We start from the raw sequence: 746 nt of genomic DNA, 5'->3' as shown, positions 1-746 counted from the left end.
GTTGTAGGCCGGCGGCGGGACGGCCGGTGCCGGGGCCGGTGCCGGTGCCGGGGCTGCGGGGGCAGGTTCGGCGTGCTTAAGGGGATTGATCCCGACCGGGAAACCGAACTGCGCCGTCATCTGCGCAGCCACATTGTTCATCCACCGAGTCAGGTCCGGCGCCGCGACGTTGCCCCGAACCTTCTTACTCATATACCGGCCCGACTTGTCGTTGATAACCCAACGACCATCAGGCCCCCGGCTCAGCTCACCACTGAACCGAGCCGGCGCCGTCACCGTCCGGCCCGACACCGGATCGAACCCCACCACGATCGTCGGATGCCCATGCATCATCAGATCCGTTTCCAACTGATCCCGCGTCAACCCCGGATTATGCGGAGACATCCAGGCGAACAACTCGTCGAGTTCCGCCTTCGGAACAATCGACGTCACCAGCTCACTGCCCACGAAGACCTGACCGTCCTCACCCACCGCGAACTGCCACAGCGCCCCCGCCGGACTCCCCTCCAGATGCTTACCCGAAAAATCCTCCAACCGACTCCACAAAGGATTGACCCGAAGCCGACCCTCCTTGTCGAACTCCCAGTCCTTCAAACCCTTCGGCTCCACCGCAGGAGCCAACTCATGATCCAGATCACGAACCGGCCGCCCCCCACCCGGCACCGCGGAACCCTGCGGCACCGCGGAACCGACCGGCGCCACGGATTCCGCGGGCGGGGCGGGGTCAACGGGCGGAGCGGGAATCT

At 65.5% G+C, this 746-nt stretch carries 1 protein-coding gene; it reads right to left on the bottom strand.

Annotated elements, in window-relative coordinates:
• The coding region (locus NBZ83_RS32435) for a hypothetical protein (RefSeq protein ID WP_261576549.1) at positions 1 to 609 on the bottom strand (609 nt) is incomplete at its 3' end.
• Positions 610 to 746: the final 137 nt, after the last annotated feature.

Source organism: Frankia gtarii (assembly GCF_025403375.1).
Lineage (GTDB): Bacteria > Actinomycetota > Actinomycetes > Frankiales > Frankiaceae > Frankia > Frankia gtarii.
Note: the sequence above shows the minus strand (reverse complement) of the source record. Positions and strands in the feature narration are given on the sequence as shown.